At 44.8% G+C, this 232-nt stretch carries 1 protein-coding gene; it reads left to right on the plus strand.

All coding sequences use genetic code 11. The features are described from left to right. A partial coding sequence (locus AB4486_RS27835) for a hypothetical protein (protein ID WP_372120046.1) occupies positions 1-232 on the plus strand: 232 nt, incomplete at both ends.

The following is a 232-nucleotide window of genomic DNA, read 5'->3' on the forward strand; positions in this document are numbered from 1 at the left end:
GGCCAGTATGACCGAAACTTTCTTAACACCTATAGCGTATCAGGTCTGGAAAAGCCTGATTTGGGTTACACATTGATTACTCGTAAGCCTGATGATATTCAACCACTAGCTGAGCTGCGTGATACTCGCAATATCTTGCGTAAAGTTGAATTCAAAGAGATCCCCGAAGAAGCAAGTGCCTTGACACCAGCGGAGCATAGTGAAGAGTTCAAGTTAGTCTATCGCGCTTCTG

It is taken from the genome of Vibrio sp. 10N.222.55.C6 (assembly GCF_041473395.1).
In the GTDB taxonomy this organism is placed as follows: domain Bacteria; phylum Pseudomonadota; class Gammaproteobacteria; order Enterobacterales; family Vibrionaceae; genus Vibrio; species Vibrio crassostreae_C.